The organism is Embleya sp. L77, from assembly GCF_055557415.1.
In genome coordinates this window covers 2545382-2572355 of record NZ_CM145709.1, presented here as the reverse complement: position 1 = coordinate 2572355, position 26974 = coordinate 2545382, and the positions used below count along the sequence as shown (strand labels likewise).

Here is a 26974-nt window from a genome sequence, read left to right as displayed (position 1 = left end):
GGACCACCAGCCACATGCGTGCCGAGGCGCGGATCGATCTCGATGCGATTCGGGGCAACATCGCGGCCGTGCGCGCGCGAGTGGGCTCGGCGGCGGTGATGACCGTGGTCAAATCGGACGCCTACGGGCACGGCATGGTCCCGTGCGCGCGAGCGGCCCGCGAGGCCGGCGCCACGTGGTTGGGCACGGCGGTGGTCGAGGAGGCACTCGCCCTGCGCGCGGCGGGCGACACCGGCCGGGTGCTCACCTGGCTGTGGGCCCCCGGGGACAGGTTCGAGGACGCGGTGCGCGCGGACGTGGACATCTCGGTGAGCGGGCTGTGGGCGATGCGCGAGGTGGTGGAGGCCGCCCGTGCGGCCGGCCGGACCGCGCGCGTGCACCTCAAGGCCGACACCGGCCTGGGACGCAACGGCTGCACGCCCGCCGACTGGCCGGCCCTGGTGGACGCCGGGCTCAAGGCGCAGGCCGACGGCTCCGTCGAGGTGGTCGGCCTGTGGTCGCACTTCGCCTGTGCGGACGAGCCCGGGCACCCGTCGGTCCCGGCCCAGTTGGCCGAGTTCACCGCGATGCTGGCGCACGCCGAGGGCTGCGGGGTCACTCCCGAGGTGCGGCACATGGCCAACTCGCCCGCGACCCTGCTGCTGCCGCAGGCGCACTTCGACCTGGTCCGGGTGGGCCTGGTCAGCTACGGCCTCTCGCCCGTGCCGGAGGTCGGCGGCCCCGCCGACTTCGGGCTGCGCCCCGCGATGACGCTGGCGGCGAGACTGGCCGGGGTCAAGCGGGTGCCCGCCGGGCACGGCGTGTCCTACGGGCATTCGTGGATCGCGCAGCGGGACACCACCCTCGCGCTGGTGCCCACCGGCTACGCGGACGGCATCCCCAGACACGCGAGCAACGTCGGCCCGGTCCTGGTGGCCGGCCGCCGGCGCACCATCGTGGGCCGGGTCGCGATGGACCAGTTCGTGGTCGACCTCGGTGACGACGACGCCGCCGCGGGCGACGAGGCGATCCTGTTCGGCCCGGGCGACCGGGGCGAGCCCACCGCCGAGGACTGGGCCCGGGCGATCGACACGATCAGCTACGAGATCGTCACCCGGATCGGCGCACGGGTGCCCCGCGTCTACAGCGGAACGGCCGGCAGCGGAACGGCCGCCGGCGGACCGGCCGACACCGGGACGGCCGCGCCGTGACCACCCCCGTGCCGAGTGGCTCCGGTGGCGGCCGGGCGCTGGGCCGCCGGGCCGGCATCCTGGGCGCCGCGGTCGGCGTGCTCGCGGCCGGTGCCGCCGCGGGCGTGGCGATCGAGCGGATGACCGTCGGGCGGGCGTTCCGCCGGCGTACGGAGGCCCAGTTGGACGCGCTGGCCGAGTTCGGCACGCTGCGCGGCGAGTCGCGGGTGGTCACCACCGCCGACGGCGTCGAGCTGTACGCCGAAGTGGACGGCAGACTCGACGCCGCGGTGACCGTGGTGCTGTGCCACGGCTACTGCCTGGACATGGACTGCTGGCACTACCAGCGGGCCGAACTGCGCGAGGAATACCGGCTGGTCCTGTACGACCAGCGCAGCCACGGCCGGTCCGGCCGCGGCGCGCCGGAGACCTCGACGATCGACCACCTCGGCGCGGACCTGTACACGGTGCTGACCGAACTGGCGCCCGAGGGACCGCTGGTGCTGCTCGGCCACTCGATGGGCGGGATGACCATCATGGCGCTGGCCGATCAACATCCCGAACTGTTCGGGGACCGGGTGATCGGCGTCGCGCTGATGAACACCTCGGCGGGCCGCTGGGCGACCGTGACGCTGGGCATCCCGGCGGCCGGCGCCCGGCTGGTGCACCGCGTCGCGCCGGGATTGTTGCGCACGCTCGGCCGCCGGGCCGCACTGGTGGAGGCGGGCCGGCGGGCCGCCCGGGATCTGGTCTACCTGTTCACCGAGCGGTACGCGTTCGACTCCGAGGTGGACGCGACCCTGGTGCGCTTCACCGACCGGATGATCTCCGGCACCCCGATCGACGTGATCGCCGAGTTCTTCCCGGCCTTCGAGACGCACGACAAGCTGGCCGCCCTGCCCGCGCTGGCGGATGTGCCGACGCTCGTGGTGGCCGGCGAGGGGGACCTGATCGCGCCGGCCTCGCACAGCGAGGCGATCAAGGAGGCGCTGCCGGACGCCGAGTTGCTGGTCGTGCCGCAGTCGGGACACCTGACCCCGCTGGAGCATCCGGAGGTGGTGAACGCGGCGCTGCGCGAGCTTCTCGCGCGCGCCGTGCGGGCACCGAAGCGGCGCGTCGGGCGATCCGGTGGGCACACGTGCGACGAATCGTCGGCATAGGTGGGAATCGACGGAGACCGGGATCCTGATGGACAGTGATCCCGAGCGGTGATCCCGAGTCGCGACCCCAGCACGATCGGGGCCGGCCCGGGGACGGCGGACCCGAGGCGGTTCGGGCCCGCGAGTTCGGTCTGGTGGGAGTGCTGAAGTGGTGCGAAGTGTGACGGTGACGGTCGGCGGCGGTGCGGACACGCGCGCGCTCGGCACACGCCTGGCGAAGTTGCTGCGGGCCGGCGACCTGATCGTGTTGTCCGGCGGGCTCGGCGCGGGCAAGACCACGCTGACCCAGGGCATCGGGGTCGGCCTCGGCGTGCGCGGGGCGGTGACCTCGCCGACGTTCGTGATCGCCCGGGTACACCCGTCCGAGGTCGGCGGGCCGGCCCTGGTGCACGCGGACGCCTACCGGCTCGGCGGGTCGGCCGACGTCACCGCCGAGATCGACGGCCTGGACCTGGACGCGTCGATGGAGGAGTCGGTGACCGTGGTCGAGTGGGGCGAGGGCATGGTCGAGGATCTGACCGAGGACCGCCTGGAGATCGCCATCGCGCGCGATCAGGCCGGCGCGGACGCGCTCGCGGGGAGCCCGACCGACTTCGCCGGCGACGAGGTGCGCACGATCGTGGTGACCGGGGTCGGCACCCGCTGGGCGAGCGCCGACCTGGACGCGCTGAACGGCTGATCCGCCGACCGGCCGAGCGCCCGCCCGGCCGACCGGTTTTCCGGGGGCCACGGATCAGGGGCCGGGCGCCGCCGGCGACTCGGGTGCGGTCGGGACATCGGGCGAGTTCGGGGCCCGGCTGGGCGGGCGGCTGGTCGCTGCGCCGCCGGAGCCGGTCGGCCCGGCCGAGCCGGCCGGCGGACGGGTGCCGGTCGCCGGGGGTGTGGTCGGCGGCGCGGTGGTGCCGGTGTCGCCGCCGGCCGGCGGGCTGCTGCTCGCGGTGGCCGGGGCGCTGGGCGTGGCGCTGGAGGTGTCCGGCGGCACCAGGCTGGTGTCCGGGCCGCCGAGGCCGCCCGAGGTGTCCTCCGGGAACTCGGCGACCGGATGCCCGGCGAGCGCGGCCCGCATGTAGGTCGTCCACATCCGGGTCGGCAGGTTGCCGCCGTCCACCCGGGCCAGCCCGGCCACCCCGGACATGGACAGGAACGCGTGCGTGTTCGCGTCCTCGCGGAACATCCCCACCGAGGTGGCCAGGTCCGGGGTGTACCCGACGAACCACGCCGAGCGGTTGTCGTCGGTGGTGCCGGTCTTGCCCGCCGCCGGGCGGTTCAGCGCCTGCGCGCGAGAACCGGTGCCACCGTCCACGACGCCGCGCAGGACCTGGGTGACGGCGTTCGCCTGCCGGTCGTCGTAGGGGTCCCGCACGTCGTGCTCGGGCAGGTCGATCGAGTCGCCGGAACGGGTCAGCTTGTCCACCGGGTAGGCGTCGCGCTGCTTGCCCTCGGCCGCGAAGGTGGCGTACGCCGAGGCCATGTCCAGCGCACTGGGGGTGGAGGTGCCCAGCGAGACGGAGGGCACCGGTTGCAGGCCCGGCGTGCTCGCGGGCAGTCCCGCGTCCACCGCGGCCCGCACCACCCGGTCGGGGCCGACGTCCATGCCGAGTTGGGTGTAGACGGTGTTCACCGATCTGTCCATCGCCCGGGCCAGGGTGATCTGCCCGTAGCTGACGCCGTCCTCGTTGCCGGGTTGCCACGGCACGCCGTCCTGGAGCACGGGCCTGCCGTTCGGGTAGCGGATCACCACGTTGTCGTTGCCGTTGTACATCGTGCGCGAGCTGATCCGGTCGCGCCTGCCGTCGCCGTCCTGCACCCCGTCGCGCAGCCCCGCCGCGAGCACGAACGGCTTGAACGTGGAGCCGACCTGCACGTCGCGGCGGGTGGCGTCGTTGACGAACTGCCTGACGTAGTTCGGGCCGCCGTAGACCGCGACGATCCGCCCGGTACCCGGCTCCACGGACGCGGCGGCGACCCGCACGCCGACGTCGGCCGAGCGCTCGGCCGGGTCCAGCGACTGGGCGAGTTGGTCCTGCACGGTCCGGTACAGCGCCTCGGTCCTGCCCTTGTCGAACGTGGTGGTGATCGCATAGCCGCCCGCGTCGAGGCGGTCCTCGTCGACCACCTTGTGGTCGAGCAGATAGCGCTTGCCCATCTCCACCAGGTAGCCGTTGACGCCGGCCAGGTTGGCCGCCGGGCGCGGGTCGACGGGTTCGGGGAAGACCATGCCGGCGCGTTGTTCGGGAGCGAGCCACTTCTCCTTGACCATGCCGTCCAGCACGTAGTTCCAGCGCGCGAGCACCCGCCGGCGGCCCGCCTCGGTGCTGTTGCGCACGTCGTTGGCGCTGGGCGCGTTCAGCAGCACCGCGAGGTAGGCGCCCTGCTCGACGGTGAGTTGCCCGACGTCGACGCCGTAGTACGCCTGTGCGGCGGCCTCGATCCCGTACGTGCCGCGGCCGAAGTACACGCTGTTGAGATAGCCGGCGAGAATGTCGTCCTTGGAGACGGTGCGATCGAGCTTGACCGAGATGATCGCCTCCTTGAACTTGCGCGCCAGCGTCTGTTCCTGGGTGAGGTAGACGTTCTTGACGTACTGCTGGGTGATCGTCGAGCCGCCCTGGAGCCCGCCCCCGCCGCCCGCCGCGTTGCGCAGCAGGGCACGCACGGTGCCGGTGATCGAGACACCGGAGTTGGAGTAGAACGAACGGTCCTCGGCGGCCAGCACCGCGTGCTGCACGTCGATCGGGATCGCGGACAGCGGCACGGTCTGCCGGTTGGTGGCACCGGTGCGGGTGATCTCGGTGCCGTCGCTCCAGTACCAGACGTTGCTCTGTTGCCGGGCCTGGGCGTTGACGGCGTGCGGGACCGGGGTGACCGCGTAGATCAGACCGACGGCGGCGAACAGGCCGGAGAGCACCAGCAGGACGAAGGTGAGCAGATGCTTGAACGAGGGCAGCCAGCGCCGGAGTCCCCGCCGATTGCTGCGCGGATAGTCGAAGAGCCTGCGCCGGGGAGCCGGCCCCTGGACGTCGCCGGGACTGCTCGGGCCGGAGGAGTCGTGCGCCACGCCGCCACCATTTCCTCGGTGCCATTGCCCTGACGGGCCCCTGTCCGGTCGGTCGCGTGTGCCCGTGGGGCGGGTGTGACCGGAGGGATCATCGTCCCGATGATATGGGGGCAAAGCCTGGAAACAGTCGCAGGGCGGGGCAATGGTGGGCGTGGCGTGGCATATCGGACAGGGTGTGGGTCAGGGCACCACGATGACCGGCGTGCCGACCGGGGCGAAGGCCCACAGGGCGGCGCCGTCCTCGGTGTTGGAGCGGATGCCCGCGCTCTGCTTGGCGGGCGGTGCGGAGGTCCGCGGGCGGGCGGTGCCGCTGGGGGAGGGGCTGGGTTTGCTGCCGGTGTCGATCTTGTCCAGCGGGGTGTCGGTGGCCGCGAAACCCAGCGGGATGCCCTGTACCGCCCCGAAGCGCACGGAGTGGGTGATCCGCAGGCTGTCGCTGCCGGTCTGCGCCTCCTCCTTCTTCAGGGTCACCTGGTAAGAGCCCGGCTGCGGCTTGACCGGCGCGTTCACGACCCGGTACTCGCGCAGCATGCGCTCGGCCTCGTCGACCAGCCAGACGTGGCTGTCCTTGAGCGAGTAGACGACCCGCTTGCCGGTGCCGGAGTTGGCGGGCACGGGCGGCGGGACGTAGACCGGAGGTGCGGGTGCGCCGGACACGGCGGACGGCGTCGGCGTGCTCGTGCGCGCTATCCCCCGGTTGTCCGGCGCCGAGTTCGCGGCCTGCGCCGCGAGGAATCCGACGCCGACCAGCGCGGCGATGGTGATGCCCGCGACGGCCACGCCCGGGTTGAGCCGCTTCGCCATTGCCTTGGGTCCCTCTTCCGCCGTGTGGTGGCCTCCATGGTGCCGGCAGGTGCCGCCCGCGCGTTGGAGCCGGGTCCATTTTTCGTTCGCCGCCGGGGCCGACGCGCACCGCGGACGCGGAAGGACGGTTGCCCGGTGCGGGAGTTGTGCCCTTTTGGGCGCTCGCGGTCGGTCGTGGTCGGAGGGCCGGGTGTGGTCGGTAGCCTGGTGCGGTGCTGCTGCTTGCCTTCGACACCGCGACCCCGGCCGTTACGGTCGCCCTCCACGACGATTCCGGCGTACTCGCCGACTCCACCCGGGTCGACGCACGTCGCCAGGGCGAACTGCTCGCGCCCGGCATCGTCGACGTGCTGCGGGCGGCGGGTCGAACCCGCGCCGAGCTCACCGACATCGCGGTCGGGGTGGGCCCCGGGCCGTACACGGGCCTGCGGGTGGGCATCGTGACCGCGCTCGCGCTGGGCGACGCGCTCGGCATCCCGGTGCACGGCGTGTGCACCCTGGACGCGCTCGCGTACGCGGCGGGTCGGGACGGCACGGTCACCGGGCCGTTCGTGGCGGCGACCGACGCGCGGCGCAAGGAGGTCTACTGGGCGCGGTACGACGCGGCGGGTGCGCGCGTGGCGGGCCCGGCGGTGGATCGGGCGGGGGACCTGGGCGAGGAGGTCCGGGGATTGCCGGCGGTGGGTGCGGGTGCCGCGCTGTACGCCTCGGCGTTCGGTGACGTGCGGTTGCCGGAGCACCCGGATGCGGCGGCGCTGGCGGCGTTCGCCGTGGAACGGTTGGTGGGGGGTGGCGAGTTGCTTGCTCCCGAGCCGTTGTATCTGCGTCGACCCGATGCGCAGGTTCCCGTGGGGTACAAGGTTGTTACGCCCGGTGGGCCGGGGGGACGGGGCTAGCGGTCGGGCTGCTTGGCCTCAAGCGCCGGCCGGGCTATTTGGCCTCAAGCGCCGGCCGGGCTGGTTCGCCTCATGCGCCGGCGGGGCTGAGTGGCCTCATGCGCCGGCCGGGCTGCTTGGCCTCAAGCGCCGGCCGGGCTGGTTCGCCTCAAGCGCCGGCGGGGCTGAGTGGCCTCAAACGCCGGCCGGGCTATTTGGCCTCAAACGCCGGCCGGGCTGTTCGCCTCAAACGCCGGCGGGGCTGTTTGGCCTCATGCGCCGGCGGGGCTGAGTGGCCTCATGCGCCGGCCGGGCTGGTTCGCCTCAAGCGCCGGCGGGGCTGAGTGGCCTCATGCGCCGGCCGGGCTGGTTCGCCTCATGCGCCGGCGGGGCTGAGTGGCCTCAAGCGCCGGCCGGGCTGTTTGGCCTCAAGTGCCCGTGGGGCTGGGTGGCTTCAGGTGTCGGTTGGGTTGAGTGGTTGGTTGGGTTGTTGGGTTCGGTCTTTGGTCGGGGTGGGTGGGCTTGGGTTGGATGCGGTGAGGGCTTGGTTGGGCTGTCGATAGACTTCGGGCATGGAGACCGGGCCTCGGCTGCGGCGGATGCGGTGGTGGGACATCGAGGACGTCATGCGACTCGAGCATGAGCTGTTCGTCGAGGACGCGTGGTCGGCCGGGATGTTCTGGTCCGAGTTGTCCGAGCCCGAGTTGCGCCATTACGTGGTCGCCGAGGACGACGCCGGGGGGCTGGCCGGGTATGCCGGGCTCGCGGTGATCGGGGACGAGGGCGACGTGCAGACGATCGGGGTGCGCCGCGATCGGTGGGGCAAGGGCCTGGGCGCGGTGCTGTTGACCGAGCTGCTCGACCTGGCGGTCGAACGCGGCTGTCGGGACGTACTGCTGGAGGTGCGCGTGGACAACTCCCGCGCACAGGCGCTCTATGAGCGCTTCGGATTCAAGGGGATCGGCGTGCGGCGGGGCTACTACCAGCCCGCCAACGTGGATGCGCTGGTGATGCGCTGCGATCTTCAGGAACGTCGGGAAGGAACGGCCACCGGTGGCTGACGAACCACTCGTCCTGGGCATCGAGACCTCGTGCGACGAGACGGGCATCGGCATCGTGCGCGGCACCACGCTGCTCGCCGACGCGGTCGCCTCCAGCGTCGACGAACACGCCAGGTTCGGCGGTGTCGTCCCCGAGGTGGCCAGTCGTGCGCACCTGGAGGCGATGGTGCCGACGGTGCGTCGGGCACTCGCCGACGCCGGCGTCACGATGCACGACATCGACGCGATCGCGGTGACCTCGGGTCCCGGCCTGGCGGGTGCGCTGCTGGTCGGCGTCGCGGCGGCGAAGGGCTATGCGGTCGCGCTGGACAAGCCGCTGTACGGCGTCAACCACCTGGCCTCGCACGTGTGCGTGGACCAGCTGGAGCACGGCAAGCTGCCCGAGCCGTGCATGGCGCTGCTGGTCTCCGGGGGGCACTCCTCGCTGCTTCTGGTCCCGGACATCACCGCCGACGTGCGGCCGCTCGGCTCGACCATCGACGACGCGGCCGGCGAGGCGTTCGACAAGGTCGCGCGCGTGCTCGGGCTCGGTTTCCCGGGCGGACCGGTGATCGACCGGTGGGCGCGCGAGGGCGACCGCTCGGCGATCGCGTTCCCGCGTGGGCTGACCGGCCCGCGGGACGCACCCTTCGACTTCTCCTTCTCCGGCCTCAAGACCTCGGTCGCGCGCTGGGTCGAGGCCCGGCAGCGGGCCGGCGAGACGGTGCCGGTGGCGGACGTCGCAGCCTCCTTCCAGGAGGCGGTCGTGGACGTGCTGACCCGCAAGGCGATCCGAGCCTGCAAGGAGAACGGCGTCGAGCACCTGATGATGGGCGGCGGCGTCTCCGCCAACTCCCGCCTGCGCGCGCTGGCGCAGGAGCGCTGCGACGCGGCCGGGATCGTCCTGCGGGTGCCGCGGCCGGGCCTGTGCACCGACAACGGCGCGATGGTCGCCGCGCTCGGCGCCGAGATGGTCGCCCGGGACCGGGCGCCCTCCACGCTGTCCATCCCGGCCGACTCCTCGATGCCGGTCACGGTGTCGCAGGCACTGTCGTAGCGGCGCCGCCGCACACGAGACGTCCGAGCGAACGGAAGGGACCGGATGGCGACCGCGGCGATGTGGGAGGCCAGGACCGAGGTCGGTCGGGGGGCGGCGCTGGCCGAGTGGGTGCATGCCTCGGCCCTGCCGGCCGTGGTCGGCGCGCCGGGTCTGGAACGGGTCGAGGTATTCGCCGCCACGGACGAACAGGGCGGCGATCGGGTGGTGGTGATCGCGCTGTGGACCGGTTCGCCGGTGCCGCTGCCCGACCCGCCGGCCGCCCTGGTCGCCCGACCGCCGCACGAGTGGAGCTTCGAACGGCTCAGCGTCGGCCCGTGACCGGCGGAGTCGGCCCCCGACCGGCACCGGGTCCGGACGTGCTCCCGGTCCGCGCAACACTCGACCCGCATCCGACGAGGAGGCCATTCGCAAGCCGGACGCGGGTCGAGTGCCTTGGCTGATGGCTGCGTGCCGCCGCACGTGCCATTGGCCTTGCCGGGAGTGTGCCCAGCTCATCGGCTGCTCAACAGTCCTTCGACAGTCCCTTGAACAGGGCTTGTCCGGACCGTGACAGGCCGCCGCGGCGCGTAACGTGGGCCGGATCCGACCAGGCGAGCGAAAGGCCCCGGCGACAGTGGTGCATCGAACGGTACAAACGCGGCGGCGTGCGGCCCTCGCCTCGATCCGGGTCGGCGTGGCCGGCCTGCTGCTGGTCGCGCTGACCGGCTGCGGCTCCGATGACACCGCGTCGGTCAAGGCGATCGGGCGACCCTCCGACGGCGCGGTCACCGCTCCGGGCCCGGCCAAGCCCACCCCCGCCGCGAAGCCGGACACCCCGGGCGCCGACTCGGCCGTGCTCGCCGCCAAGTGGAACCTGAAGCCGTTCGCGCCGCCGCCCGCACCGCCCGCGGTCAAGCCGATCAAGGCCGGCGGGGCCAAGCCGCCGGTGGTGGACAAGATTCCCACCCAGGAGAAGATCGTGTTCATCACGATCGACGACGGGGCCGAGAAGGCCCCCGAGTTCCTGGACATGATGCGGGACCTGCGGATCCCGGTGTCGATGTTCCTCAACGACACCTACGTGCGGCAGGACCCGGAATACTTCCGCAAGCTCCAGGCGCTGGGCGCCACGGTGCAGAACCACACGCTGTCCCACCCCGACCTCAAGACCCTGAGCGCGGACGCGCAGAAGCACCAGATCTGCGGACAGCAGGACCGGCTCGCCGAGATCTACGGCAAGCGTCCGACGCTGTTCCGCCCGCCCTACGGCAACTGGAACGCGACCACGCAGACGGTGGCCGGCGGCTGCGGCGGGATCGACGCCATCGTGAAGTGGCAGGAGTCGATGCAGATCAACGACATGCAGTACGTCGGGGAGAAGAAGCTGCACCCGGGCGACATCATCCTGGCCCACTTCCGCGGGCCGAGTGAACTCAAGGGCACCACGATGACCGAGATGTTCGGCAACATGCTGCGCAAGATCCAGGCCCAGGGCTACACGATCGCGCGCCTGGAGGACTACATCGGCTAGCTGGGTCTGGCCCGGCGGTCCCGGCGTTCCCGGCGGTCCCGGGTGATCCAGCGCGATCCCGGGCGGATCCCGGTGGGGCCGCAGGACGGGCGGAAGGCCGCCCGCTCATCCCGTCGCCACCGGTTGCCCGATCAGCATCGTGGGAGCGCCCGCCACCCGGGTCAGCAGCACCGTGGCCGCGTTCGGGCCGGTCGGCCTGACCCGGCGGCGGACCTCCTCCGGCTCGACCGCCGAGCCGCGCTTCTTGACCGTGAGGTTGCCGACGCCGCGCTCACGCAACAGCGCCTTGAGCCGCTTCAGGTTGAACGGCAGCACGTCGGTGATCTCGTACACGCTCGCGAACTCCGTGCCCACCAGCCGGTCCGAGGTCAGGTACGCGATCGTCTCGTCCACCAGGTTGCCGTCCACCAACTCGCCGACCTCGGACACCAGGTGCGCCCGGATCACCGCGCCGTCCGGCTCGTAGAGGTAACGGCGGATCGGGCCCACCGGCGCCGGGCGGGCCCGGCCCGAGGTCAGCGCCGCGCCGCCGGGCAGCACGGTGGCGCGCAGGGCGGTGTGCGCGAGCCGGCCCCACCACAGCACCGCCTCCTTGACGTCGCCGCGATCGGAGACCCATTCGGCCTCCATGCCCGCGGGCACGATCTCGTGCGGGATGCCCGGCGCGACCTTGGCCGCGCCGCAGGGCACCCGGGCGGCGAGGGTGGTCAGGAACGAGAACGGCGGCGAGTAGGCCTCCGGGTCGAAGGTGCGTCCGCGTGCGGTGCGCCGGGCCGGGTCGATCAGGGCCGCGTCGTAACCGTCGAGGTCCACCTCGGTCACGTCCGCGCACTCGACCGTGAGCAGCCGCGCCAGGCCCAGCGCCTCGGCGTTGGCCCGGGCCACCGCGCAGGTCAGCGGGTCCAGGTCGACCGCGTGTACGGCGATCCCGGCGCGGGCCAGCGCGAGCGCGTCGCCGCCGATGCCGCAGCACAGGTCCACCGCCCGGTCGATGCCGCCGGCCGCGACCAGCCGGGCGGCCCGGTGCTCGGCCACCGAGGTACGGGTGGACTGTTCCAGCCCGTTGGGGGTGAAGTACATCCGCGCCGCGTCCGCGCCGAACTTGGCCCGCCCGCGCTGCCGCAGCCGGGACTGGGTGAGCGCGGCGGCCACCAGCTCGGGCGGGTGTTCCCGACGCAGCCGGGTGGCCAGCGCCAACTCGTCGCCGACCGCGTGGTCGGCGAGCAGATCCAGCAGCGAACGGCCCTCGTCGGTGAGCAGCGCGGTGAAAGCTTCGGTGTGCACGCGGTCATTCTCGCCGAGCACGTCGGCCCGCCGATTCGATGGCCACCGGTATGAACAATGCGATCCGACGCGCTGAATCTGGCACTCTGGTTGACGGAGTGCTAACCGCCACCTAGTGTCTGTGCTGGCACTCTCCCCATGAGTGTGCCAGTGCGATACGAGCAGGTCCGGCACCCGCGACGACGGATCTGTCCCATCGCCGACAGACATTTTTCCGTGAGATCTCCGAAGGGGGAGGTCGCATCGTGACGACCGCCAACACCAAGGTTGCCATCAAGCCGCTCGAGGACCGCATCGTGGTTCAGACGCTTGAGGCCGAGCAGACCACCGCGTCGGGTCTCGTGATCCCGGACACCGCCAAGGAGAAGCCCCAGGAGGGCGTCGTCCTGGCCGTGGGCCCGGGTCGTTTCGAGGACGGTCAGCGTCTGCCGCTCGACGTGAGCGTCGGTGACACCGTGCTGTACAGCAAGTACGGCGGCACCGAGGTGAAGTACAACGGCGAGGAATACCTCGTTCTCTCGGCCCGCGACGTGCTCGCGATCATCGAGAAGTGACATCGCGCTGACGCGCCGGAACCGGTGACGGTTCGACGACCCCGCCCCGGATCGCCCTGCCCTCGCGGCCGGTGGACCCGGGGCGGAGTCGGTTGTACGACGTCGACTAGCAACCTTTAAGGACGAAGACCCTCATGGCGAAGATCCTCCAGTTCGACGAGAAGGCCCGACGGTCGCTGGAGCGCGGCGTCAACGCGCTGGCCGACACCGTCAAGGTCACGCTCGGCCCGAAGGGCCGCAACGTCGTGATCGACAAGAAGTTCGGTGCCCCGACCATCACCAACGACGGCGTGACGATCGCCCGTGAGGTGGAGCTCGAGGACCCGTACGAGAACCTCGGCGCGCAGCTGGCCAAGGAAGTCGCGACCAAGACCAACGACATCGCGGGTGACGGCACCACCACCGCGACGGTGCTCGCCCAGGCGCTGGTGCGCGAGGGTCTGCGCAACGTGGCCGCCGGTGCGGCCCCGATGGACCTGAAGAAGGGCATCGACCTCGCCGTTGCCGCGGTGTCCGAGCAGCTGCTCAAGACCGCCCGCGCGATCGACGGCAAGGACGACATCGCCGCCGTCGCCGCGCTCTCGGCGCAGGACAAGCAGATCGGCGAGCTGATCGCCGAGGCCATGGACAAGGTCGGCAAGGACGGTGTGATCACCGTCGAGGAGGCCCAGACCATGGGTCTGGAGCTGGAGTTCGCCGAGGGTCTCCAGTTCGACAAGGGCTACCTGTCGCCGTACATGGTCACCGACCAGGAGCGTATGGAGGCCGTCCTCGACGACCCGTACATCCTGATCCACCAGGGCAAGATCTCGGCCATCGCCGAGCTGCTCCCGCTGCTCGAGAAGATCATCCAGGCCGGCGCGTCCAAGCCGCTGCTGATCGTCGCCGAGGACGTCGACGGCGAGGCACTGTCGACCCTGGTCGTGAACAAGATCCGCGGCACGTTCAACGCCGTCGCGGTCAAGGCCCCGGGCTTCGGCGACCGCCGCAAGGCGATGCTGGAGGACATGGCGATCCTGACCGGCGGTCAGGTCATCGCCCCCGAGGTCGGCCTCAAGCTCGACCAGGTCGGCCTGGAGGTGCTGGGCAGCGCCCGTCGCATCACCATCACCAAGGACGCGACCACCCTGGTGGACGGCGCCGGCGACGCCGCCGCGATCGCCGACCGGGTCAAGCAGATCAAGCGCGAGATCGACGACACCGACTCCGACTGGGACCGCGAGAAGCTCCAAGAGCGCCTCGCGAAGCTGGCCGGCGGCGTGTGCGTGATCCGCGTGGGCGCGGCCACCGAGGTCGAGCTCAAGGAGAAGAAGCACCGTCTCGAGGACGCGGTCTCCGCGACCCGCGCGGCCATCGAGGAGGGCATCGTCGCCGGCGGCGGCACCGCCCTGGTGCACGCCGTCTCCGTGCTCGCCGACAACCTCGGCCAGACCGGCGACATCGCGACCGGCGTCTCGGTCGTGCGCCGCGCCGCGGTCGAGCCGCTGCGCTGGATCGCCGAGAACGCGGGCCTCGAGGGCTACGTGATCGTCAACAAGGTGCAGGAGCTCGGCGTCGGGCACGGCTTCAACGCCGCCACCGGCGAGTACGGCAACCTGGTCGACTCGGGCGTCATCGACCCGGTCAAGGTGACCCGTTCCGCGCTGCAGAACGCCGCGTCGATCGCGTCGCTGCTGCTCACGACCGAGACCCTGGTCGTCGAGAAGCCGGCCGAGGAGGAGCCCGCCGCGCACAGCCACGGCGGCCACGGCCACTCGCACTAGTTTCATCCGCGACACCCCCGACGGGCCCGACCGCTTTTCAGCGGTCGGGCCCGTCGGCCTTTCCGGTGCCGGCCCGATCTGCGAGAGTGCCCGGAGCCGTTAACTGACGGTCCGTCAGAAGCCTGGTCGGGCGACTGTCGTCGAGCGCCGTCGGTCGAGCACCATCGAAGGAGAAGCATGGGTACCTACGCGATCACCGGCGCGGCCTCGGGCCTGGGCGCCGCCACCAAGGCCCGGCTGGAGGCGGACGGTCACCGGGTGATCGGCGTCGACCTGCACGACGCCGACGTCGAGGTGGACCTGAGCACCGCCGAGGGCCGCACCGAGGCGATCACGAAGGTCACCGAGCTGTCCGGCGGCGTGCTCGACGGCTTCGTGCCGTTCGCCGGGCTGGCGGCGGCCACCGGGCGCTCGGGCGGCCTGCTGGTGGCGGTGAACTACTTCGGCGCGATCGCCCTGCTGGAGGGGCTGCGCCCGCTGCTGGCGGCCGGGACGAACGCGTCCGTCGTGCTGATCAGCTCCAACTCCACGACGGCCCAGCCGAACTGGCCGGTCGAGGTGGCCGAGCTGTGTCTGGCGGGCGACGAGGCCGGCGCGGCGAAGGCCACCGAGGCGTTCGGCGAACTCGCCGCGCTGCAGGCCTATCCGGCGAGCAAGGCCGCGCTCGCGTGGTACGCGCGGACCAGGTGCGCCGAGTACATCGCGGACGGGATCCGGCTGAACGCCATCGCGCCGGGCCTGATCGAGACCCCGATGACGGCCGAGGGGCGCAAGGACCCGCTGACGGCCGAGGGCATGGAGATGTTCCTGAGCACGATCCCGGCCGGCCGGGGCGGCCGACCCGAGGAGATCGCCGCGCTGGTGGCGTTCCTGCTCGGCGGCGAATCGACGTTCTTCGTCGGCTCGGTGGTCTTCTGCGACGGCGGCACCGACGCGGCGTTCCGCGGCAAGGACTGGCCGAAGGTGTGGGAGATGGACATGTCCGCGTTCGGGTAGCCGACCGGCCGGCCGCACCTGGTGACACGTGCGTGACGAAGCTCGGCGGCCGGCCCCCGATCGGGGGCCGGCCGCCGAGCTTCGTTCGGTGGTGGCCTTCGATGTCTCAGTGCCTCAGCGCCTCGGTCCCGCGGTGCGCCCCGGCTGCCGCCGCCCGCTCCGCGGCGACCCCGTGCCGGCGGTCGCTGTCGAGTTCGACCCGTTCGTCCTCGGTGAGCCCGCCCCATACGCCATACGGCTCGCGCACCTTGAGGGCGTGCGTGGCGCACTGGCGACGGACCGGGCACCGCATGCAAACTTCCTTGGCCGAAGCCTCTCGGGCGACCCTGGCGGCGCCTCGCTCGCCTTCGGGATGGAAGAACAGTGCGCTGTCGACTCCGCGACAGGCTGCCGAGAGCTGCCAGTCCCACAGATCGGCGTTGGGGCCGGGGAGTCGCGAGAAATCAGCCATGACTCGTCCCTCTTGCTTATCGCGTACGAGTTGTCGGTGAGCAGGGTTGCCACCTCGGGTGCAGACCGTGCAGAACAGTCGTGATCAAGCGATCAGAAGTAGGTGCGACTGTGTCACGAATTGATCAGTTCCAATCCTAATTCCCACTTATGCACCTAAAGCAGAAAAAATTACTCACTCTGGTGGCGTAGAGGGGCATAGGGGGGCGTGAGTGGGCGCAAAACGGCGGGATTCGGAGCGGGGACGCCGTGGAATGTGACGGTGGGTGCGCGAGGGATCACCCCTGCGTGTCCTCGGGGTTGGTCGTGTCGTTGTCGTAACGGCGGAGCGGAACTCCCCCCGTAACCCTTTCGAGTGATGCTCGTTGGGGTGGGTGAAGCGGTTGGCGACGAAGGCGGTCGGGGTCGAACCCCGTGCACCGTCCTTCGGGCCGCCGCAAAGGAAACGGTACGTACAGGCGTGGAGGCTCAACGTGACGCGGATCCACTGCGGAGGCCGGCGATGACGACCGTCCTGGTCTGCGACGATTCCCCGCTGGTCCGGGAGACCCTGCGGCGGGCGGTGGCCACGGTCCCCGGCGTCGAGAGGGTGACGACGGCCACGAGCGGCGAGGAGGTACTGCGGCGCTGGGGCGCGGAGCGGTCCGATCTCGTCCTCATGGACGTGCGGATGCCCGGGCTCGGCGGCGTCGAGGCGGTGCGCCGCCTCCTGGCCGGCGACCCCGGCGCACGGGTGATCATGCTGACGATGGCCGAGGACCTGGACGGTGTGGCCCTCGCGGTCGCCGCCGGGGCTCGGGGATATCTGCACAAGGACGCGTCGCGCGCGGAACTGCGCGCGACCGTCTCCCAGGCGCTCGCCGATCCGACCTGGCGGCTCGCACCCCGGCGACTGCGCTCGCCGGACATGGGCGTGGCGCCGACCCTGACGGCACGTGAGATCCAGGTGCTCGAAGGCATGAGCCACGGGCGCAGCAACGCCGAGATCGGGCGTGAGCTGTTTCTGTCCGAGGACACGGTCAAGACCCACGCACGCCGGCTGTTCAAGAAGCTGGGCGCATCCGACCGGGCCCATGCGGTCGCGCTCGGATTCCGGTGGGGACTCGTGCGATGACGCACGCACGCGAGGACTCCTCCGGCCGTGGGGGCCCGGGGGGTTGCTCCCCGGGTGGGCACGGTCGGTGGGGACTTGTGCGATGACGCGCGTGCCGGCGGGCCCCGACGGGCGAGGGTCCGTGCGGTGATTGCCGTTGCCCGGGGGGCCGGATGAGTCCCCCGGGTCGGCATGGCCGCGATTCGGTCGCCGATCCCTGCATACTGAATGGCATGGGTGGGACCCCCGAGCGAATGCCGGACGAGCCGTACGAAGCACACGCGCAGGCCGACGACGGCATGCGTGCCGTCGTGGTTCGCGCGGTCCGAGGGGACGTGCAGGCGACCGACGAACTGCTCGCGTACGTCCGACCACTGGTGTTGCGCTACTGCCGGGCCCGGCTGGGTCGGGTCTCCGGCGCCGAACACGCGGCGGACGACGCCGCGCAGGAGGTCTGCCTGGCGGTGCTGTCGGCACTGCCGCGCTATCGCGACGAGGGCCGTCCGTTCGAGGCGTTCGTGTTCGGCATCGCGGCACACAAGGTGGTCGACGTGCAGCGCGCCGCGATGCGCGGCGCGGTGCCCACGTGCGATCTGCCCGAGGCGGTGGACGACCATCCGGGCCCCGAGGATCAGGTGGTGCGGCGCAGTGACGCCGCCCACGCCCGGGCGCTGCTCGGTCGGCTGCCCGACAACCTGCGCGAACTGCTCGTGCTGCGGGTCGCCGTCGGGCTCTCCGCCGAGGAGACCGGGCGGGCGATGGGCATGTCGCCCGGCGCGGTGCGGGTCGCGCAGCATCGTGCGCTGACTCGCCTGAGGGCGTTGGCGGGCGAGGAGAAGACCGCGTGAGCGGCGGCGGTGTGCGGCTCGGCGGCCGATCCGGCACCGCCGACCTGGGCCTGCTGCGCCAGGACGACGAACTCGTCGAGCAGTTGCGGCGGCGCCGCCCCACCCCCGCCCAGGACCGGGTCGCGCGGCTGTTCGGTGCGCTGCTCGCCGAGGTCGACGGCACCGCGGCGAACCGCCGTCGGGCGGTGCCCGACCGCTGTTGAGGCGGGCCGGGAATGGCGCGGACCCGGTGGGAGGTTGTGCTCACCATCGGCAAGCGGGCTCGAAGCACCGCGCGGGGCCAGTAGCATGAACCCTCAATCCACCCATCCGCTTGCCGAGAGCGCGTTCCGCCGTACCCGGGGACCCGCCCCCGTCTTTTCGAGGAGCGGGCCGGCGGGGAGCGGGCCGGCGGAGCGGTCCATCGGAATACCTTCGGAAGGTGTCATGAGTCTCACGGCCGACGGCGTACCCGAGAAGTTCGCGATGCTCGGGCTGACGTACGACGATGTCCTGCTGTTGCCGGGCGCGTCCGACGTCGTGCCGAGCGAGGTGGACACCTCCGCCCGGGTCACCCGCAACATTCGCGTCCGGATCCCGCTGCTGTCCTCCGCCATGGACACCGTGACCGAGGCCCGGATGGCGATCGCCATGGCCCGTCAGGGCGGCGTCGGCGTGCTGCACCGCAACCTCTCGGTCGAGGACCAGGCCGCGCAGGCGGACAGGGTCAAGCGCTCCGAGGCCGGCATGGTGCTGGACCCGATCACCATCGGCGCGGACGCCACGCTCCAGGAAGTCGACGCGCTGTGCGCGCGGTTCCGGATCAGCGGCGTCCCGGTCACCGACGACAACGGTCGCCTGCTGGGCATCGTGACCAACCGCGACCTGCGCTTCGAGGTCGACCACTCGCGCCGGGTGCGCGACATCATGACCCCGATGCCGCTGGTCACCGGCAAGGTCGGCACCACCGGTGACCAGGCGATGGAGCTGCTGCGCCGGCACAAGGTGGAGAAGCTGCCGCTGATCGACGACGCGGGCAAGCTGCGCGGGCTCATCACGGTCAAGGACTTCGTCAAGAGCGAGCAGTACCCGCACGCGACCAAGGACGCGGACGGCCGGCTCGTGGTCGGCGCCGCGATCGGCACCGGCGACGACAGCTACCGCCGGGCGCAGGCGCTGGTCGAGGCCGGCGTCGACTTCATCGTGGTGGACAGCGCGCACGGCCACTCGCGCAACGTCCTGGAGATGATCGCCAAGGTCAAGGCGAACACCAAGGTCGAGGTGATCGGCGGCAACATCGCCACCCGCGACGGCGCGCAGGCCCTGATCGACGCGGGCGTGGACGGCGTCAAGGTCGGTGTCGGCCCGGGCTCGATCTGCACCACCCGAGTGATCGCGGGCGTGGGCGCGCCGCAGGTCACCGCGATCTACGAGGCGGCCCAGGCGGCCCGCGCGGCGGGCGTGCCGGTGATCGGCGACGGCGGCCTGCAGTACTCCGGCGACATCGCCAAGGCGATCGCGGCCGGCGCCGACACGGTGATGCTCGGCAGCCTGCTCGCGGGCTGCGAGGAGAGCCCCGGCGACCTGATCTTCATCAACGGCAAGCAGTTCAAGTCCTACCGGGGCATGGGCTCGCTCGGCGCGATGCAGTCGCGCGGCCAGGCCAAGTCCTTCTCCAAGGACCGCTACTTCCAGGACGACGTGCTCTCCGAGGACAAGCTGGTCCCCGAGGGCATCGAGGGCCAGGTCCCCTACCGGGGCCCGCTCTCCGCCGTCGCGCACCAGCTGATCGGCGGCCTGCGCGCGTCGATGGGCTACGCCGGCGCCGCCACCGTCGCCGAGCTCCAGGACAAGGGCCGCTTCGTGCGGATCACCTCGGCCGGGCTCAAGGAGTCGCACCCGCACGACATCCACATGACCCAGGAAGCACCGAACTACCACTCGCGCTAGTCCGGGTGCGATCCGCCGGACCGGGCCTGGATCGCACCGCACCCCGAGGGGCTTCGTCCGTACCGCGGGCGGGGCCTCTCGGCGGTTTGCCCGCCCCGTACCCTGGGATACGGGTTTTCCCATCCACCGATTCCAGCAGGAGAGGCGCAACGTGACTGAGGTCGAAATCGGCCGGGGCAAGCGTGGCCGGCGTGCCTATCACTTCGACGACGTCGCCATCGTCCCCAGCCGGCGGACCCGGGACCCCGAAGAGGTCTCGATCGCGTGGCAGATCGACGCGTACCGGTTCGAGTTGCCGTTCCTGACGGCGCCGATGGACAGCGTCGTGTCGCCGCAGACCGCGATCGAGGTCGGTCGCATGGGCGGCCTGGGCGTGCTCAACCTCGAAGGGCTGTGGACGCGCTACGAGGACCCGACGCCGCTGATCGAGGAGATCGGCGCGCTGGACGAGGACGCGGCCACCCGGCGGATGCAGGAGATCTACGCCGAGCCGATCAAGGAAGAGCTGATCGGCGCGCGGATCAAGCAGATCCGCGACTCGGGCGTGGTCACCGCCGCCGCGCTGTCGCCGCAGCGCACCGCGCAGTACCACAAGGCCGTGATCGACGCGGGCGTGGACGTGTTCGTGATCCGCGGCACCACGGTCTCGGCCGAGCACGTGTCCGGGCGGGCCGAGCCGCTGAACCTCAAGCAGTTCATCTACGACCTCGACGTGCCGGTGATCGTCGGCGGTTGTGCGACCTACCAGGGCGCCCTGCACCTGATGCGGGCCGGCGCGGCCGGTGTCCTGGTCGGCTTCGGCGGCGGCGCGGCGCACACCACCCGCCGCGTGCTCGGCGTCGCGGTGCCGATGGCGACCGCGGTGGCCGACGTGGCCGAGGCGCGCCGCGACTACCTCGACGAGTCGGGTGGTCGGTACGTGCACGTGGTCGCCGACGGCAGCGTGGGCCGCAGCGGCGACATCGCCAAGGCCGTCGCGTGCGGCGCGGACGCGGTGATGATCGGCTCGGCGCTGGCCCGGGCGAGCGACGCCCCCGGCGCCGGCCACCACTGGGGCTCGGAGGCGCACCACCCCGAGCTGCCGCGCGGTCGGCGGATGAACCTGGGCGCGGTGGGCACGCTGGAGGAGATCCTGCTCGGCCCCTCGCACGTGTCCGACGGCTCGATGAACCTGTTCGGCGCGCTGCGTCGGGCGATGGCCACCACGGGTTACTCGGAGCTGAAGAAGTTCCAGCAGGTCGAGGTCACGGTCTCGCCCGCGCACTGACCGAAGTTGTCGAACGGCCCCGAACGCCCTTGGTGTTCGGGGCCGTTCGCGGTTGTGGCGGGGATCCCGGTGGGCCGGCATCGGCGCCCGGATGCACTCGGGACGACGGGGCGCGTGGTCCGGCCGACGGGCATTGGGTAGACGGGGGAGGGGCGAGTCGCCCGATCGGTGTGGTCCGGTAGGTGGGGATCGGTTTCGGAGGTGGCTGATGCGGACCACGGCGATGGGACCCGCGGCGCGTACGCGGGCGCTGCGACGGATGGCCGAACGCGAGTCGGACGTGGTCGTGGTGGGCGGCGGCGTGGTCGGTGCGGGTACCGCCCTCGACGCGGCCACGCGCGGCCTCTCGGTGGGCCTGCTGGAGGCGCGCGACTGGGCGTCCGGCACCTCCAGCCGGTCCAGCAAGCTGATCCACGGCGGCCTGCGCTACCTGGAGATGCTCGACTTCGCGCTCGTGCGCGAGGCGTTGCGCGAGCGCGGGCTGCTGCTGCAGACGCTCGCGCCGCACCTGGTCAAGCCGGTGTCGTTCCTGTATCCGCTGCGCGGGCGGGGCTGGGAACGGCCGTACGTCACCGCCGGGGTGACGCTCTACGACGCGATGGCGGCCTCCGCCGGCCGCAGCCGCGGGCTGCCCCGGCACCGGCAGCTGACTCGCCGTCAGGCGCTGCGCCTGGCCCCGGCGCTGCGCAAGGACTCGCTGGTGGGCGCGGTGCAGTACCACGACGCGCAGATGGACGACGCGCGCTACACGATGACCCTCGTGCGCACCGCCGCCGGCTACGGCGCGCAGGTGGCCTCGCGCGCCGCGGTGACCGGTTTCCTGCGCGAGGGCGAGCGGGTGGTCGGCGTGCACGTGCGCGACATGGAGACCGGCGGCACGTACGACATCCGGGCCGGGCAGGTGGTGAACGCGACCGGGGTGTGGACGGACGAGACGCAGGCGATGGTCGGCGAGCGCGGGCAGTTCCACGTGCGCGCGTCCAAGGGCATCCACCTGGTGGTGCCCAAGGATCGGATCCACTCCTCGACCGGCCTGATCCTGCGCACCGAGAAGAGCGTGCTGTTCGTGATCCCGTGGGGCCGGCACTGGATCGTAGGCACCACGGACACCCGTTGGGACCTGGACAAGGAGCACCCCGCGGCGAGCCGGGCGGACATCGAATACCTGCTGGAGCACGTGAATCGGGTGCTGGCGGTGCCGCTCACCCGCGAGGACGTCGAGGGTGTGTACGCGGGCCTGCGCCCGCTGCTGGCGGGCGAGTCGGACGCCACGTCGCAACTCTCGCGCGAGCACACCGTGGCACACCCGGTGCCCGGCCTGGTGGTGGTCGCGGGCGGCAAGTACACGACGTATCGGGTGATGGCCTCGGACGCGGTGGACGCGGCCGTACACGGGTTGGACCGCAAGGTCCCGCCGAGTTGCACCGAGACGGTGCCGCTGGCGGGTGCGGAGGGATATCCCGCGCTGTGGAACGCGCGGGCCTCGATCGCGGCCCGGGCCGGGTTGCACGTGGCCCGGGTGGAGCACCTGCTGAACCGGTACGGGTCGATGATCGAGGAACTGATCGCGCTGATCGCGGACGAGCCGGAGTTGGGGTATCCGCTGGACGGCGCGGACGACTATCTGGCCGCCGAGGTGGTCTACGCGTGCACCCACGAAGGCGCGCTGCACCTGGACGACGTGCTGGATCGGCGGACCCGGGTGTCGATCGAGATGTTCGACCGCGGCGCCCGGGCCGCGCGCGCGTGTGCCGCGCTGATGGCCCGGGTGCTCGGGTGGGAGGAGGAGCAGCAGCGGCGGGAGGTGGACTACTACCTCAAGCGGATCGAGGCGGAACGCTCCTCGCAGGAGCAGATGGACGACCACACGGCGGACGCGGTGCGGCTGGGCGCGGAGGACATCGTGCCCGGGTGAGGGTGCCGCTGCGGTCCGGAACCGCCCCGGCCGGAGCCGGGCCCGGCCGCGCTGCGGATCCGGGCGGTCGGGCCCGCCGCGGTTGATCGTCCGGCGGTGTGGGCACCTTCCCGGGCGTCGCCGCGTTCCACCGATACGCCGGCCAGGTGTCTTTCGGCGATGTTCGTCCCCGAACCGGTGGACCCCACCAGCCGCCGGACTGGAGTATGGGAAAGGCAACCACCCGATTGCGCGGCGGGGCCGCGGCTGCATGGGGAGCGAGAGATTTGACCGACCCGGAGGCACCGGAGCGTTTGGTCGCGGGGCGATACCGCCTGGGTGATCAACTGGGCCGGGGCGGGATGGGCACGGTCTGGCGGGCCGTGGACACCATGCTCGATCGCGACGTGGCGGTCAAGGAGATGCGGCTGCCCCGCTATGTGGACGACGACGACCGCAGCACGCTGAGCGCGCGGATGTTGCGCGAGGCCCGGGCGGCGGCCCGGATCGACCACCCCAATGTGGTGACCATCTTCGACGTGGCCGAGGAGGACGGGCGGCCGTTGATCGTGATGGAGCTGGTCCGCGGTCTCTCGTTGGCCCAGGAGTTGGACAAGGAGGGGCCGATCCCGCCCGAGCAGGTCGCCGAGCTGGGCCTGCGGCTGCTCGCCGCCCTGGAGGCCGCGCACGAGGCCGGTGTGCTGCACCGCGACGTCAAGCCCGCCAACGTGCTGCTCGCCCGCAACGGCCGGGTCGTGCTCACCGACTTCGGGGTCGCCTCGGTCGAGGACAGCGCGACCCTCACCCAGGCCGGCGCGATGGTGGGATCGCCCGAATATCTGGCACCCGAGCAGATCGCCGGCGAGCCGCCCGGACCGCAGGCCGACCTGTGGTCGCTGGGCGCGACCCTGTTCGAGGCGGTCGAGGGCCGTCCGGCCTTTCGCCGCAACACGCACGCGGCCACCCTCGCCGCGGTCGCCGCGGGCCGCTTTCCGGAGGTCTTCCTGGCCGGTCCGCTGACCCCGGTGCTCCGGGCGCTGATGGTCAAGAACCCCGCTCGTCGCGCGTCCCCGGAGCACGTGCGCGATCTGCTCGCGGAGGTCGCCGAGGGCGCGCCCACACCGGCCGGCGGCCTGATCGCGGAGCGCTTCGTACCGGACCGCTCCCGGCCCGGCCCGGTCCGTCGGCACGGCGTGCGGGTGTCCGGCCGGCCGCAGACGGCGGTTCGCTCGCGGACCCCCCGGCCGCCGGGCAAGGTCGGCACCGGTGCCTCTCGGCCGCACCGGGGCAGCCTGCACGAGACCTCGCCCAACGTGCGACTGCCCCGCGAGGGCGGCGTCTTCCGGGCCCGCTACCGGCGCTGGCCGCGCTGGTGGTTCCGGCACTGGACGACCATCCTGACCTCGGTGGGCATCGCCACCGCCGCCGGCGCACGCTGGCTGGCCGCGTTCGGCAGCTGGACCGGGATGTACACGATCGTGCTGCTCGCGCTCGCGTTGAGCGTGTGGCTGGTGCTGCCGCACCGGCGGATCTCCCGGTCCGTGCCGATCGCGATGCTGCTCGGAGTGATCGCCGGTGGTGCCCTGGAGGCGGCGAAAATCAATCCGAATCCGATCGTCGTGGGCGCCCTGATCGGCGGCTGCCTGGTGGTCGGCCCGCTCGTGGACAACAAGGTGATACCGCGACTGCGCCGTCGGCGACGCACCGATCTGGGCTTCGCGCTGCCCGTCCCGGAGGGCTGGACCTGCACGGACAGCCCCAGCGGCCTGACGGTGGCCGATCCGGACCGGCTGATCTCGGTGACCGTCACCGTCGACCGGGGCATCGTGATGGCCCCCGAGGAGTCGGTCGCGCACCGCGAACACGGCAATATCGGCGGCCAAAAACGGTTGGACGGCGAGGACTACGAACGCCTGCTCCTGCGGGCCACCGACTACCGCGGGCACGAGGCCGCGGAGTGGGAGTACGTCTGGCGCGGACAGGACCTGACCACCTATCACGGCAAGGACCTGGTGGTCCGCACCACGTCCGGTGTGCGCTACTGGCTGACCGTGCGCGGACGGGACGACCTGTGGGGCACCGCCGGTGCGTACTACGAGCACGCGCGCGGACACCTGTCGATCGCGGGTTGATCCGGGGCGACCCGGGAAGGAGCGTGTCGGCACGCGCGATCGGGCGACCGTCGTCCGGGCCGGCCGCCGACCCCGGGGAGCACGCACCGCACGATCGACACATGCGCTTCGTCCGGGCCGGACCCGGGACTTCCGGATCGTTGGCCCGGACTCCGGTTCGACGCCGGTGCGTTCGGTTCTCGACACGGCCCGGAGGGATTTCGCCGGGTGGCCGAACGCAACCCCTCGGGCGGAACCTTCGGAGCACGCCGGACGTCCTACACGTGACGCCAATGACGCGCCGACAAGGCGGATCGGGAGATGTCCACGGTCTTGGGGAGGACCACGTGGCACACGACAGCGACACGCACGGTCGCTTGGTGGACGGGCGCTATCGGTTGGGCGAACCGCTCGGTCGGGGCGGGATGGGCACGGTCTGGCTGGCCTTCGACGAGCTGCTGCGCCGGGACGTCGCGGTCAAGGAGGTCCGGATACCGGACGACCTGGACGAGATGGAGACCCAGGGGCGCTGCGAGCGCGCACTGCGCGAGGCCCGCGCGGCGGCCCGGATCACCCACCCGAACGTGGTCACCATCTTCGACGTCGCCGAGGACGACGGGCGCCCGTGGATCGTGATGGAGCTGGTCCGCGCCCCCTCGCTCACCGACGTGCTGGACGAGGGCCGGATGGCCCCGCACGAGGCGGCCGAGGTCGGCCTGGCGGTGCTTGCCGCGCTGCGCGCCGCGCGGGCCGCCGACGTGCTGCACCGGGACGTGAAGCCCAGCAACATCCTGATGGCGCCCGGCGGTCGGATCGTGCTGACCGACTTCGGCATCGCCACCGTGGCCGGTTCGGTCACCCTCACCGCGACCGGGATGCTGGTCGGATCGCCCGAATACCTCGCACCGGAACGTGTGCTCGGCCGTCGGCCCGGACCCGCCTCGGACCTGTGGTCGCTCGGGGTGACGCTGTATCAGGCGGTGGAGGGCTTCTCGCCGTTCCGGCGCACCGGCGCGATGGACACGCTCACCGCCGTGCTCACCGACGAGCCCGCGCCGCCGCGCCGGTCCGGCGCGTTGTGGCCGGCGATCGAGGGGCTGCTGCGCAAGGACCCGCTGGAGCGCGCCGACGAGGACGAGACCGAACGACTGCTGATGGCGGCTCTGGTCAGCGGCGGTGTGCCGGCCTCCGAGGCGCCGGGGGTGGGCCTGCCGATTCCGCCGGGCACCGCGACGGTGGAGGACCCTGGCGGTGTGCGGGGCGTCACGCACTCGTCCCGGCAGCCCGCGCCGCAGCCGACGCCCACCCCGCAGACGCCGCAGGTGCCGCCCCCGCCGGTGTGGCAGCAGGAGCCGCCGGTGACCCCGGCGCCGCCGTTCGGCGCGGTGAGTCGGGCCGATCCGGACGGGCCGACCGGCGGCTACCCGATGACCGGGGAGCACGCGTACTCGCCCGCCGACGCGCTGCACGGTTCGGCCACCGCCGACGACCGGCCGAACCCGGTGTTGATCGGGGCGCCCGCCGGGTCCGGCGGTTCCTCGGCGCCGAACGCTGCGGCCAAGAAGCGGCGCCGGACCGTTGCGCTCGGTGCCATGGTCGTCGCCGCCGTGACCGCATTGGCGATCTGGGTGCCGCCGGCGCTGGGTAGGCAGGGCGACGGCGAAACCGGCTCGGACTCGCCCAAGAACGGCGGCGTGTCGCAGGGCGCCTCGGTCGCCCCGAACGCGCCGGGCAGCCAGGGCCGCAGCGACGTCCTGCACACCACCGGGACCTCGGGCGGCGCCGGGCAGAACGACACCGGGACCTCGGGCAACAGCAGCCAGGGCGGTGGATCGACCCGCACCGCGCGGCCGACCCACACCACCGACCCGGGCACGGCCCGCCCGTCCACCACGGCCCCGACCACGTCGCGCCCGCCGACCACCAGCCGACCGCCGACCACCAGCCGGCCGCCGGTGACCACGCGTCCGCCGACCGACGCGTCCAAGGGCGGCAGCGGTGGCGCGCAGAGCGGTGCGCCGCGCAACGAGGGCGGTGCGGACACCACGAACTGACCCGGGAGCCGCGCAACGAGGGCGGTGCGGACACCACGAACCGACCCGGGAAAGG

Annotated in this window: 23 protein-coding genes; 19 read left to right on the top strand and 4 right to left on the bottom strand. The window is 72.3% G+C overall.

The window, feature by feature from the left end:
* The first annotated feature begins 14 nt into the window (after positions 1-14).
* From alr to tsaE, 3 genes are all read left to right on the top strand, one after another.
* Entirely contained in the window at positions 15-1190 is a 1176-nt protein-coding gene (gene alr, locus ACZOOI_RS10540; RefSeq protein ID WP_465280453.1) for an alanine racemase, read from the top strand.
* Positions 1187-2329: an alpha/beta fold hydrolase gene (locus ACZOOI_RS10535; RefSeq protein ID WP_465280452.1), complete on the top strand. Its 1143-nt coding sequence runs from the start codon at positions 1187-1189 to the stop codon at positions 2327-2329. Before alr ends, ACZOOI_RS10535 begins: the two co-directional genes overlap by 4 nt.
* Positions 2330-2489: 160 nt before the next feature.
* Positions 2490-3008 (top strand): tRNA (adenosine(37)-N6)-threonylcarbamoyltransferase complex ATPase subunit type 1 TsaE, encoded by a 519-nt coding sequence (gene tsaE / locus ACZOOI_RS10530; RefSeq protein WP_465280451.1) that lies wholly within the window; start codon positions 2490-2492, stop codon positions 3006-3008.
* Between the two features lie 54 nt (positions 3009-3062).
* On the opposite strand, the gene ACZOOI_RS10525 is transcribed toward tsaE, so the two are convergent.
* Entirely contained in the window at positions 3063-5387 is a 2325-nt protein-coding gene (locus tag ACZOOI_RS10525) for a transglycosylase domain-containing protein (RefSeq protein WP_465280450.1), read from the bottom strand.
* Between the two features lie 180 nt (positions 5388-5567).
* Positions 5568-6191, bottom strand: a complete 624-nt coding sequence (locus ACZOOI_RS10520) for a L,D-transpeptidase family protein (RefSeq protein ID WP_465280449.1) — start codon at positions 6189-6191, stop codon at positions 5568-5570.
* Between the two features lie 212 nt (positions 6192-6403).
* Between ACZOOI_RS10520 and tsaB the strand changes: the two genes are divergently transcribed.
* From tsaB to ACZOOI_RS10495, 5 genes are all read left to right on the top strand, one after another.
* Positions 6404-7087: a tRNA (adenosine(37)-N6)-threonylcarbamoyltransferase complex dimerization subunit type 1 TsaB gene (tsaB, locus tag ACZOOI_RS10515; protein ID WP_465280448.1), complete on the top strand. Its 684-nt coding sequence runs from the start codon at positions 6404-6406 to the stop codon at positions 7085-7087.
* 551 nt (positions 7088-7638) lie between these two features.
* Positions 7639-8127 carry a ribosomal protein S18-alanine N-acetyltransferase gene (gene rimI, locus ACZOOI_RS10510; protein ID WP_465280447.1) on the top strand — a complete coding sequence of 163 codons (489 nt, stop codon included), beginning with the start codon at positions 7639-7641 and terminating at the stop codon, positions 8125-8127.
* Entirely contained in the window at positions 8120-9163 is a 1044-nt protein-coding gene (tsaD, locus tag ACZOOI_RS10505) for a tRNA (adenosine(37)-N6)-threonylcarbamoyltransferase complex transferase subunit TsaD (RefSeq protein ID WP_391585370.1), read from the top strand. The genes rimI and tsaD overlap by 8 nt, the downstream gene beginning before the upstream one ends.
* 45 nt (positions 9164-9208) lie before the next feature.
* The gene (locus ACZOOI_RS10500) at positions 9209-9484 is read left to right on the top strand and encodes a hypothetical protein (protein WP_465280446.1); all 276 of its coding nucleotides are present in this window, start codon (positions 9209-9211) and stop codon (positions 9482-9484) included.
* Between the two features lie 295 nt (positions 9485-9779).
* Positions 9780-10676, top strand: a complete 897-nt coding sequence (locus ACZOOI_RS10495; RefSeq protein WP_465280445.1) for a polysaccharide deacetylase family protein — start codon at positions 9780-9782, stop codon at positions 10674-10676.
* Between the two features lie 105 nt (positions 10677-10781).
* Here ACZOOI_RS10495 and ACZOOI_RS10490 read toward each other — a convergent pair whose 3' ends face one another.
* Positions 10782-11960, bottom strand: coding sequence for a THUMP-like domain-containing protein (locus ACZOOI_RS10490; protein WP_465280444.1), 1179 nt, complete (start codon positions 11958-11960; stop codon positions 10782-10784).
* 245 nt (positions 11961-12205) lie between these two features.
* On the opposite strand from ACZOOI_RS10490, the gene groES reads away from it, so the two are divergent.
* From groES to ACZOOI_RS10475, 3 genes are all read left to right on the top strand, one after another.
* Positions 12206-12514 carry a co-chaperone GroES gene (gene groES / locus ACZOOI_RS10485; protein ID WP_161359282.1) on the top strand — a complete coding sequence of 103 codons (309 nt, stop codon included), beginning with the start codon at positions 12206-12208 and terminating at the stop codon, positions 12512-12514.
* A gap of 134 nt (positions 12515-12648) precedes the next feature.
* Positions 12649-14277 carry a chaperonin GroEL gene (groL, locus tag ACZOOI_RS10480; protein WP_465280443.1) on the top strand — a complete coding sequence of 543 codons (1629 nt, stop codon included), beginning with the start codon at positions 12649-12651 and terminating at the stop codon, positions 14275-14277.
* Between the two features lie 177 nt (positions 14278-14454).
* The gene (locus ACZOOI_RS10475) at positions 14455-15273 is read left to right on the top strand and encodes an SDR family oxidoreductase (RefSeq protein ID WP_465280442.1); all 819 of its coding nucleotides are present in this window, start codon (positions 14455-14457) and stop codon (positions 15271-15273) included.
* A 106-nt stretch (positions 15274-15379) separates the two neighbouring features.
* Here the strand turns inward: ACZOOI_RS10475 and ACZOOI_RS10470 are convergent, their stop codons facing one another.
* The gene (locus ACZOOI_RS10470; RefSeq protein WP_465280441.1) at positions 15380-15724 is read right to left on the bottom strand and encodes a WhiB family transcriptional regulator; all 345 of its coding nucleotides are present in this window, start codon (positions 15722-15724) and stop codon (positions 15380-15382) included.
* Between the two features lie 501 nt (positions 15725-16225).
* Here ACZOOI_RS10470 and ACZOOI_RS10465 point away from each other — a divergent pair.
* From ACZOOI_RS10465 to ACZOOI_RS10430, 8 genes are all read left to right on the top strand, one after another.
* Positions 16226-16837, top strand: a complete 612-nt coding sequence (locus ACZOOI_RS10465) for a response regulator transcription factor (protein ID WP_020549179.1) — start codon at positions 16226-16228, stop codon at positions 16835-16837.
* Positions 16838-17070: 233 nt separating this feature from the next.
* Entirely contained in the window at positions 17071-17664 is a 594-nt protein-coding gene (gene shbA / locus ACZOOI_RS10460; protein WP_391585530.1) for an RNA polymerase sigma factor ShbA, read from the top strand.
* Positions 17661-17867 (top strand): hypothetical protein, encoded by a 207-nt coding sequence (locus ACZOOI_RS10455; RefSeq protein WP_020549177.1) that lies wholly within the window; start codon positions 17661-17663, stop codon positions 17865-17867. The genes shbA and ACZOOI_RS10455 overlap by 4 nt, the downstream gene beginning before the upstream one ends.
* Before the next feature lie 223 nt (positions 17868-18090).
* A complete protein-coding gene (gene guaB, locus ACZOOI_RS10450) occupies positions 18091-19593 on the top strand; it encodes an IMP dehydrogenase (protein WP_465280440.1) in 1503 nt (500 codons plus the stop codon).
* 151 nt (positions 19594-19744) lie between these two features.
* A complete protein-coding gene (locus ACZOOI_RS10445; protein ID WP_391585362.1) occupies positions 19745-20860 on the top strand; it encodes a GuaB3 family IMP dehydrogenase-related protein in 1116 nt (371 codons plus the stop codon).
* A 208-nt stretch (positions 20861-21068) separates the two neighbouring features.
* Entirely contained in the window at positions 21069-22775 is a 1707-nt protein-coding gene (locus tag ACZOOI_RS10440) for a glycerol-3-phosphate dehydrogenase/oxidase (RefSeq protein WP_465280439.1), read from the top strand.
* A 266-nt stretch (positions 22776-23041) separates the two neighbouring features.
* A complete protein-coding gene (locus tag ACZOOI_RS10435) occupies positions 23042-24886 on the top strand; it encodes a serine/threonine-protein kinase (RefSeq protein ID WP_465280438.1) in 1845 nt (614 codons plus the stop codon).
* A gap of 326 nt (positions 24887-25212) precedes the next feature.
* Positions 25213-26919, top strand: coding sequence for a serine/threonine-protein kinase (locus ACZOOI_RS10430; protein WP_465280437.1), 1707 nt, complete (start codon positions 25213-25215; stop codon positions 26917-26919).
* The last annotated feature ends 55 nt before the right edge of the window (positions 26920-26974 follow it).

Excerpts from the sequence above, each read along its gene's own strand:
- ACZOOI_RS10520 (WP_465280449.1), bottom strand. The coding sequence starts at position 6,191 with ATGGCGAAGCGGCTCAACCCGGGCGTGGCCGTCGCGGGCATCACCATC.
- guaB (WP_465280440.1), top strand. The coding sequence starts at position 18,091 with ATGAGTCTCACGGCCGACGGCGTACCCGAGAAGTTCGCGATGCTCGGG.
- ACZOOI_RS10465 (WP_020549179.1), top strand. The coding sequence starts at position 16,226 with ATGACGACCGTCCTGGTCTGCGACGATTCCCCGCTGGTCCGGGAGACC.
- rimI (WP_465280447.1), top strand. The coding sequence starts at position 7,639 with ATGGAGACCGGGCCTCGGCTGCGGCGGATGCGGTGGTGGGACATCGAG.
- ACZOOI_RS10440 (WP_465280439.1), top strand. The coding sequence starts at position 21,069 with ATGCGGACCACGGCGATGGGACCCGCGGCGCGTACGCGGGCGCTGCGA.
- ACZOOI_RS10470 (WP_465280441.1), bottom strand. The coding sequence starts at position 15,724 with ATGGCTGATTTCTCGCGACTCCCCGGCCCCAACGCCGATCTGTGGGAC.
- groL (WP_465280443.1), top strand. The coding sequence starts at position 12,649 with ATGGCGAAGATCCTCCAGTTCGACGAGAAGGCCCGACGGTCGCTGGAG.
- shbA (WP_391585530.1), top strand. The coding sequence starts at position 17,071 with ATGCCGGACGAGCCGTACGAAGCACACGCGCAGGCCGACGACGGCATG.
- ACZOOI_RS10500 (WP_465280446.1), top strand. The coding sequence starts at position 9,209 with ATGGCGACCGCGGCGATGTGGGAGGCCAGGACCGAGGTCGGTCGGGGG.
- ACZOOI_RS10475 (WP_465280442.1), top strand. The coding sequence starts at position 14,455 with ATGGGTACCTACGCGATCACCGGCGCGGCCTCGGGCCTGGGCGCCGCC.
- alr (WP_465280453.1), top strand. The coding sequence starts at position 15 with ATGCGTGCCGAGGCGCGGATCGATCTCGATGCGATTCGGGGCAACATC.